This is a genomic window from Acidisoma cellulosilyticum, assembly GCF_020621385.1.
In the GTDB taxonomy this organism is placed as follows: Bacteria; Pseudomonadota; Alphaproteobacteria; order Acetobacterales; family Acetobacteraceae; genus Acidisoma; species Acidisoma cellulosilyticum.
Window position 1 is genome coordinate 1 of the sequence record NZ_JAESVA010000041.1, and the last position, 1,314, is coordinate 1,314.

1 pseudogene is annotated in these 1,314 nt (G+C 60.0%); it reads right to left on the bottom strand.

Going from position 1 to position 1,314, the window contains the following annotated elements:
- Positions 1-42 precede the first annotated feature (42 nt).
- Positions 43-1,164 (bottom strand): annotated as a pseudogene (locus tag ACELLULO517_RS28435) (IS256 family transposase).
- Positions 1,165-1,314 lie beyond the last annotated feature (150 nt).

Sequence of the window (1,314 nt, forward strand, 5' to 3'; positions counted from 1 at the left end):
CGGGAGTGTCATGAATTTCGTGTGGGACGACGGTTTGAACATTTAGGCTGCCATGGCTTTGGTAAAGCGCTCGCCGAAGAGAACGGCGAACTGGGCCTTGGCCATGATCCAATCACGGGGGCCCATCTTCCACTCCTTTTCCGATCGGTTCAAGACCAGATAGAGAAGCTTCATGGCGGCCTCGTCATTGGGGAAGTGCCCGCGAGCACGCACAGCGCGGCGCAGCTTTGAGTTCAAAGCCTCAATCGCGTTCGCCGTATATAGGATGCGCCGCACCTGATCAGGGAAGGCGTAGAAGGGAATGACCTCGCTCCAGGCGCGTCGCCAACTCTGAGCAATGGCCGGATAGCGGCGGCCCCAAAGCCTCGCCCTCGAAGGCCGTCAGCGCCGCTTCTCCGGCTGCGGCATCAACGGGGCACGGTAGATGTCCTTCAGTGCGGCAGCGACGGCCTTACGATCCTTGTAGGAGACGAAGTCCAGGCTGTGGCGCAATAGATGAACGATGCATGTCTGAACCGTCGCCTCGGGGAAGACCGCGCGGATGGCGTCTGGAAAACCCTTCAACCCATCGACCACGGCCAGCAGGATATCCTCCACGCCGCGATTGCGTAACTCGTTCATCACCCGCAGCCAGAATTTCGCGCCTTCGCTCTGCTCCAGCCAGAGCCCTAGGATTTCCTTGGCTCCATCGGCGCGGACACCGAGCGCGATATGCACGACCTTGTTGCGCACGGTGCCTTCGTCCCGCCCCTTGACCTTGACCCGTAGGGCGTCGAAGAAAACCAGCGGATAGACGGGCTCCAGCGGCCGCGCCTGCCAGGTGGCGATTTCGTCAAGCACGGCATCGGTCACGGCGCTGACGAGATCCGGTGAAACGTCAATGCCATAGATCTCACGGAGGTGACCGACAATCTCCCGCGCGCTCACGCCCCGCGCATACATCAATACGATCTTGTCATCGAAGCCAGGAAAACGCCGCTGGTATTTGGCAATGAGCTGCGGATCGAAGCTCGCCTGCCGATCCATCGGAATCTCAAGCTCCATCCGCCCGGTCTCTGTCGTCACCGTCTTGCGGCCATTGCCGCTATCTTCTACCGCCAGATGATGGTCCATCTCGGCGTTCAGTACCCGCTCGGCAAGGGCCTTCTTCAGGGTGTCGAGCAAACCATTGGCGTCAAACGCTGTTTTGGCATCCGCACCAGCCAGGAGCTGTCCAGCAACTCATCTGGGATCGCAGGCGCTTTCCGTCGGGGCATCTGGGAGCCTCCTTTTTGGCGGATTTTGACCAAGGAAGCAAAATGGGCATCGACGACT